Genomic DNA, 6,185 nt, shown 5'->3' with positions numbered 1-6,185 from the left:
AACTGAAGACGTTTGTGGCCCCGTTGCTCGCGCCGCGCATTCGCAGCCGTAGGGTGGGCAAAAGCGCGCGAGGCGCGCTGTGCCCACGTCCTCCTGGTTCAGACAGACGCGTGGGCACGCTCCGCTTTGCCCGCCCTACGAGACCTTCATCCGCGAAAAAAAGCCCCGGAGACATCTCCGGGGCTTTTGTCGTTTCGCGCCTCGCAGCGCGAGGCAGTTACGTTCGCGTCCGCATCCGCATCATGAAGCTGTCGAAGCTGAGTTCTGCCACCTGCATCCAGGCAAGCGAGTCGGCCCGATAAGCGGTGAGACTCGAGTACATCTTGCCGAAATGCGGATTGCTCTTGGCGAGATCCGCGTAGATCTCATTGGCCGCGCCGTAGCAGGCCTCGAGCACCTCCTGCGGGAAGGGCTTGAGGATCGCGCCGGCGGCGAGCAGCCGCTTGAGCGCGGGCGGATTTACCGAATCGTACTTGCCGGTCACCCAGGTGAAGGTGTCGAGCGAGGCCGTCGAGATCGCCGCCTGATAATGTTTCGGCAACGCGTTCCACTTCTCGAGGTTCATGAGGTTATGGCCTTGGCCGGTGCCTTCCCACCAGCCCGGATAGTAATAATACTTTGCCACCTTCACGAAGCCGAGCTTCTCGTCGTCATACGGCCCGACCCACTCCGCCGCGTCGATCGTGCCCTTCTCCAGGGCGGGATAGATATCGCCGGCCGCGATCTGCTGCGGCACACCGCCGAGCTTCGCGATGATGGTGCCGGCGAAACCGCCGACGCGGAATTTCAGGCCCTTCAGATCATCGACGGTCTTGATCTCCTTGCGGAACCAACCGCCCATCTGGGCGCCGGTCGAACCCGTGGGGACACCGATGGCATTGTGCTCCTTCAGGAGATCGTTGAGCATCTCCTGACCGCCGTTCCAGATCAGCCAGGAGATGTGCTGGCGCGTGTTGAGACCGAACGGCAGCGATGTGCCGAAGGTAAATGCAGGGTTCTTGCCCCAATAATAATAGAGAGCGGTGTTGCCCATCTCGACGGTGCCGTTGGAGACGGCGTCGAGCACTTGCAGGCCCGGCACGATTTCGCCGGCGGCAAAGGGCTGGATCTGGAAACGATTGTCGGTGATCTCGGCAACGCGCTTGCAGAAATATTCGCAGCCGCCATAGAGCGTATCGAGTGATTTCGGCCAGCTCGCAGCTAACCGCCATTTCACCTCGGGCATCGACTGCGCAACGGCCGGCGCGGCAACGGCACTCGCGGCCAGGCCCAGCCCGCCCGCCGTCAGGAATTTACGACGTTCCATGTAGTCCCTCCCTGTCCTGTCGAGTCCTCGACGAGGGATCGCGATCTTGTCGTCGCTTTGTCTTCGCCGGTGGCCGACGTTTTATTGCGTCCGAAATTCTATGTTCCCGGATCGAGGTGCAGGATGACCAAAGGGGGATCGCAAATCAAGCGCACTTTGGTTGAGCTTGCGGTGGCGCCGCTCAATGCTGCGCTGCGAACGCGGCCTCCATCGCCTTGCGCGTCTTCACCGTCTCGTTGCCGGCGTCGAACTCGACGTCGCTCCAGCGCACCACCGCGCCGTGCGTGACGTCGTGCTTCAGCTTCAGGCGGTGGGCGAGGCCAATCGGCAGCGCGCCGGCCTTGAGGCTCGCGGCCGCCGGTACCAGCTTGCCCCACACCGTATAGCCGCCTTCGCCGTCCAGCATCTCGCCCGCGCGCAGATTGCGCTTGGCCACTGCCGCAACGTCGCCGCGGAAGCCGCTGGCCTGGCCGGTCGGCTCGCCCCGCAGCGCCGCCGACAGCACCGAGATGTTCAGCTCGAGCCCGATCAGATGATACGGCTTGTACATCGCCGCATAACGTCCGCTGCCGTCGGTCTTGAGACCGTATTGCCGGAAGCAGTCGGCGGCATAGTCGTTCGGCGCCTCCAGCACGACATAGACGCCCCAGCGGAGGTCGCGAAACACCGGCCGCCCGTCCCGTTCGAGCGAGGAGACGACCTCGACCACGCCCGGCCGCTCCAGCACGCCGCCATGCGAGCGCGGCCGCATAATGTGCGGCAGATCGTCGACGCCGCAGGGCGGAAACAGCAGGCCGTCCGTGGGCACGTCGAGGGCACAGGCATTGGCGATCGCGGCCATCTCGATCGCTGATTTGGTGCCGTCGAGAAACGAGTTGAACATCTGCGGATTCATGCCGGCCGACTGCGCTTCGCCCGCGGTCAGGCCGTAATGCTGCCAGACGCCGTCAGGCGTCACGTCGTGATAGGCCGGCAGATATTTTGTGCCTTTACCGGCGGCGACGACGCGGAAGCCGGTGGCGCGGGCCCAGTCGACCATCTCGGCGGTCAGTGCCGGCTGGTCGCCATAGGCGAGCGAATAGACCACGCCCGCTTTGCGCGCTTCCTCGGCGAGCAGCGGACCTGCCAGCACGTCGGCCTCGACATTCACCATCACGATATGCTTGCCCGCCGCGATCGCGGCGCGCGCATGCCTGATCCCGACGGCGGGATTCCCGGTCGCCTCCACAACCACGTCCATGGCGCCGCCGGCAATGGCGCGGGCGCCGTCATCGGTGAAGACGGTTGCGGCGATCCGCTCGGCGCTCCAGCCGACGGTGCGGCAGGCCTCGCGCGCGCGGTCGCGGTCGATGTCGACGATGATGGGCACCTCCAACCCCGGCGTATGCGGCACCTGCGCCAGAAACATCGAGCCGAACTTGCCCGCGCCGACCAGCGCGACCCGGACCGGCTTGCCGGCGGACGCGCGGGCCTGGAGTAGGCGGAAGAGGTTCATGGGGGATTGTCCTGGTAATGGTCGTGTCCCGGACGCGGTGCAGCACGTAGTGCTGCTGCGCAGAGCCGGGATCCAAAAAGGAAACTATCAGCGCGGCATGGGCCCCGGCTCAGCAGCGCACCGCTGAAGAAGCGCTGCGCTGCGTCCGGGGCGCGAGACCTACTTACTCCGCCGCCTGCCGCGGCGCACGGGCAAGCCGCAGCAGCGCGTCGTCGTCCACCGTCTTGATCGGGGCGAAGTCGCGATGTGCGATGTAGTCCGGCCGCGTCGGGCTGCGGATGTAGTTCGAGACCGCGTTCAGCGTCAGGTACACGATCTTGCGCGGGAAGGGCGTGATGTTGCCGGCCGAGCCGTGGACGAGATTGCCGTGGAACATCAGCATGCCGCCTGGCTTGCCGGTCGGCGCCACGATGCCGCCCTGCGCGACCAGCCGCGTCACCGTCGCCTCGTCCAGCGTCCACAGCGGATAGGATGTGGTGGCGAGGTCGTGCGAGGCTTCGAGATCGCCGGCGTTCTGGCTGCGCGGCACCAGCATCAGAGGCCCGTTGATCGGCATCACCTCGTCGAGGAAGATCGCGATATTCATGGCCCGCGGCTCCGGCATGCCGTCGTCGCGCTTCCAGGTGCCGTAATCCTGGTGCCATTGCCAGACGTCGCCGGTGAAGGCCGATTTCGCGTTGATCTTGAACTGGTGCATGTAGACGGGCTCGCCGAACAGCTGCTCGACCGGGTCGATCATGCGTGGATGCGCGCCGAGGAGGCCGAACGCCTCATTGTAAAGATGCGCGGCAAACGCCGTGCGCGGCGCGCCGCTCTTCTCGCGCCAGACTTCGGGACGGTTGGCGTCGTAGATGCCGACCGCCTCGCGCGCCAGCAGATCGACCTCCTCCTGATTGAACAGCTCGGGCAGGAACAGCCAGCCCTCGCGGTGGAAGAACTCCAATTGCTCCTGAGACAGTTTCATGGGTCGTTTCCTCCTGTTTTGTTTATTTGTCGTTTCGTCGCTCCGGGGCGGTCCGCAGGACCGAGCTCCGGTGCGCACTTGCGCACCGTAGTCGCGCGTCGCGCGTCCGGAATGACAGCGCAAATCGCTACGCCGCCGCTTCCTCCGTCGCCCTCAATCTCTCCTCGGTCATCCGTCCCGCCGTTTGCGCATGCGCCAGCGCGGCGGCTTCGGCGGCCTTCGCGTCGCCCGCGAGAATGTGTCCGGCGATATCGGCGTGCTCGGCCCAGGCGCTGCCGCGATAGTCGAGCTCCGACAGCACTGTCGCCATCGAACGCCGCATATGCGGCCATTGCGGCGCGATCGTCTCCTCGATCACGGGATTGCCGGCGAGCTGATAGATCGCGCGGTGAAAATTCACGTCGAGCACGATCAGTTCAGTGAGTGTCGTGTTGCGGTCAATGCCGCGCCCCGCGGTGAACGCAGCCTCCAGCCGCGCGCGTCCTGCCGCGTCGCTGGCGGCGCGCTTCGCCGCAAGCCGCGCGGCCAGCGCGTCGATCGCGCCGCGCACCTCGTAGAGCTGGCGGATGCGCGCGGGATCGAGCTGGGTGACCTCGAAGCCGCGCTTGCCGCTCTCGGCGACGAGGCCCTGGCGGTGCAGCAGGTGCAGCGCATGCGAGACAGGCTGGCGCGACACGCCAAGCTTGTCGGCGAGCTCGTTCTGCCGGATGCGCTGGCCGGGCTCAAGCGTGCGGTCGGAGATCGCCTCCAGGATGCGGGCATAGACCTGGTCGATCAGGTTTGGGAGCGGGTCGAGAGGGATCACGCCGGCAGCTCCTGCGAGGGAATACGGAATTCCGTATTCGAAGGTATCGCGGGAGGGGGAGGGCGTCAAGACGAGCTGCGCGCCCGCGCCCAAGGCGCCCGCGCGGCTTCGCTAAGTCATTGATATCGCTATGATCGTCTACTGTGCATGGGGTTGTTTTCGCGGAAAAACCTCCGCCTCAACCCTCCAGCACCTCCACCTCCAGCGCGGCGATCCCTTCCGCATCGGCCAGCGCCTCGATTCCGGCAATGCGTTCGCCCTTGAACGTCACGCGCAGCGCGATGCGCAGCTGGCCACCGAGGATGACGGCAACGCCGATCTCGCCGTCGACCAGTGCCGTCCGCGCGGCCTGGGCGCGGCCCTTGTAAAGCTGTGCGACCGCATCCGCGCCCCGGATCTCCGGTAGCGTGCCGAGCCGCACCGCGGCCTGATCGGCGCGGAAGACGACGTCGGGGTCGAGCACGGCGAGCAGCCCCTCGAAATTGCCTTCGCGCGACGCTTTGAGGAAGGCATCAACGATTCCGCGCTGGCGCGACAGGTCGGTCTCGGGCACCGGCGCCCCCTGCACGCGCCGCCGCGCCCGGCTCGCGAGTTGCCGCGATGCGTCGACCGAGCGGCCGACGATCGGCGCGATCTCCTCGAAGGGCACTGCGAACATGTCGTGCAGCACGAAGGCGAGCCGCTCCGCCGGCTGCAAGGTCTCGAGCACGACGAGCAGCGCCGCGCCGACGGAATCGGCCATCTCCGCCTCGCGCTCCCGCGTCTCGTCGAGCGGCTCGGGCACATGCGGGCCCATCGGCTCTTCCTTGCGCGACTTCCGTGCGCGCAGCATGTCGAGGCAGATGCGCGCGACCACGGTCGTCAACCAGCCGCGCAAATTCGCAACATCGGACATGTCGTAGCGGCTGACCCGCAGCCAGGCCTCCTGCACGGCATCGTCGACCTCGGCGCCGGAGCCCAGCATGCGGTAGGCGACCGCGCGCAGATGGTCCCTGCTGGCTTCGAACTGGTGGCTGAGAAAATCGTCTTCGAAGTTTTTTTCGGTCATCGGTCACATTCCCTCGTCGCGATCCGTCATGCCCATGACGAAGCCAATCCGGCCGATGTGACCGGAACCTTCGACATTCGAGCGATGGAGACGAAAAAGATGCACGCCCGCATGAATCACCCTGTCATGGTCCTCCCCGAGGCCATGAATGTCCTGCAATCCCTCGGCAATCTGACCAAGCAGGGGCTGCCGGAAAAGCTCCTGGAACTGGTGCACCTCCGCGCCAGCCAGATCAACGGTTGCAGTGTCTGCGTCGACATGCACCCCAAGGTCGCCCGCAAGCTTGGTGAGACCGACGAGCGCCTGTTCGCCGTGTCCGCCTGGCGCGATGCGCCCTATTTCACCGACGCCGAGCGCGCCGCGCTGGCGCTGACCGAGGCCGTCACGCGCCTCGCCGACCGCGAGGATCCGGTGCCCGACGCAACCTGGAACGAGGCCGCCAAGCATTTCGACGAACGCGAGCTCGCAACGTTGATCCTGTCGATCGCGACCATCAATGTCTGGAACCGGCTGAATGCAACGATCAAGATGCCGGTCGGCGTGTGGAAGGTGTGAGGTCTCTTTCCC

At 65.9% G+C, this 6,185-nt stretch carries 7 protein-coding genes (1 of these 7 running past the window's edge); 2 read left to right on the top strand and 5 right to left on the bottom strand.

Annotated elements, in window-relative coordinates; translation table 11 throughout:
• On the top strand, nucleotides 1-6 hold the end of the coding sequence (locus BM190_RS14300) for a hypothetical protein (protein WP_018316236.1). The gene continues 603 nt to the left of window position 1, outside the view; 6 of the gene's 609 nt are visible here — the last part of the coding sequence; its start codon lies beyond the left edge, outside the window; the stop codon is at nucleotides 4-6.
• 211 nt (nucleotides 7-217) lie between these two features.
• Here BM190_RS14300 and BM190_RS14295 read toward each other — a convergent pair whose 3' ends face one another.
• From BM190_RS14295 to BM190_RS14275, 5 genes are all read right to left on the bottom strand, one after another.
• Complete coding sequence (locus BM190_RS14295; RefSeq protein WP_092255638.1) at nucleotides 218-1,306, bottom strand: TRAP transporter substrate-binding protein; 1,089 nt, start codon at nucleotides 1,304-1,306, stop codon at nucleotides 218-220.
• A 181-nt stretch (nucleotides 1,307-1,487) separates the two neighbouring features.
• Nucleotides 1,488-2,801, bottom strand: coding sequence for an NAD(P)H-dependent oxidoreductase (locus tag BM190_RS14290; RefSeq protein ID WP_092255635.1), 1,314 nt, complete (start codon nucleotides 2,799-2,801; stop codon nucleotides 1,488-1,490).
• A 163-nt stretch (nucleotides 2,802-2,964) separates the two neighbouring features.
• Complete coding sequence (locus tag BM190_RS14285; RefSeq protein WP_018316233.1) at nucleotides 2,965-3,765, bottom strand: phytanoyl-CoA dioxygenase family protein; 801 nt, start codon at nucleotides 3,763-3,765, stop codon at nucleotides 2,965-2,967.
• A 127-nt stretch (nucleotides 3,766-3,892) separates the two neighbouring features.
• On the bottom strand, nucleotides 3,893-4,570 hold the full coding sequence (locus tag BM190_RS14280) for a GntR family transcriptional regulator (RefSeq protein WP_092255955.1): 678 nt from the start codon (nucleotides 4,568-4,570) through the stop codon (nucleotides 3,893-3,895).
• Between the two features lie 178 nt (nucleotides 4,571-4,748).
• Nucleotides 4,749-5,618 carry a sigma-70 family RNA polymerase sigma factor gene (locus tag BM190_RS14275; protein WP_092255632.1) on the bottom strand — a complete coding sequence of 290 codons (870 nt, stop codon included), beginning with the start codon at nucleotides 5,616-5,618 and terminating at the stop codon, nucleotides 4,749-4,751.
• 99 nt (nucleotides 5,619-5,717) lie between these two features.
• Between BM190_RS14275 and BM190_RS14270 the strand changes: the two genes are divergently transcribed.
• On the top strand, nucleotides 5,718-6,173 hold the full coding sequence (locus BM190_RS14270) for a carboxymuconolactone decarboxylase family protein (RefSeq protein ID WP_092255952.1): 456 nt from the start codon (nucleotides 5,718-5,720) through the stop codon (nucleotides 6,171-6,173).
• Nucleotides 6,174-6,185: the final 12 nt, after the last annotated feature.

Source organism: Bradyrhizobium sp. Rc3b (assembly GCF_900114915.1).
In the GTDB taxonomy this organism is placed as follows: Bacteria; Pseudomonadota; Alphaproteobacteria; order Rhizobiales; family Xanthobacteraceae; genus Bradyrhizobium.
This window is presented reverse-complemented; position numbering and strand designations above follow the sequence as displayed.

Coding starts and splice junctions, on each gene's coding strand:
- BM190_RS14290 (WP_092255635.1), bottom strand. CDS start 2,801: ATGAACCTCTTCCGCCTACTCCAGGCCCGCGCGTCCGCCGGCAAGCCG.
- BM190_RS14295 (WP_092255638.1), bottom strand. CDS start 1,306: ATGGAACGTCGTAAATTCCTGACGGCGGGCGGGCTGGGCCTGGCCGCG.
- BM190_RS14275 (WP_092255632.1), bottom strand. CDS start 5,618: ATGACCGAAAAAAACTTCGAAGACGATTTTCTCAGCCACCAGTTCGAA.
- BM190_RS14285 (WP_018316233.1), bottom strand. CDS start 3,765: ATGAAACTGTCTCAGGAGCAATTGGAGTTCTTCCACCGCGAGGGCTGG.
- BM190_RS14270 (WP_092255952.1), top strand. CDS start 5,718: ATGCACGCCCGCATGAATCACCCTGTCATGGTCCTCCCCGAGGCCATG.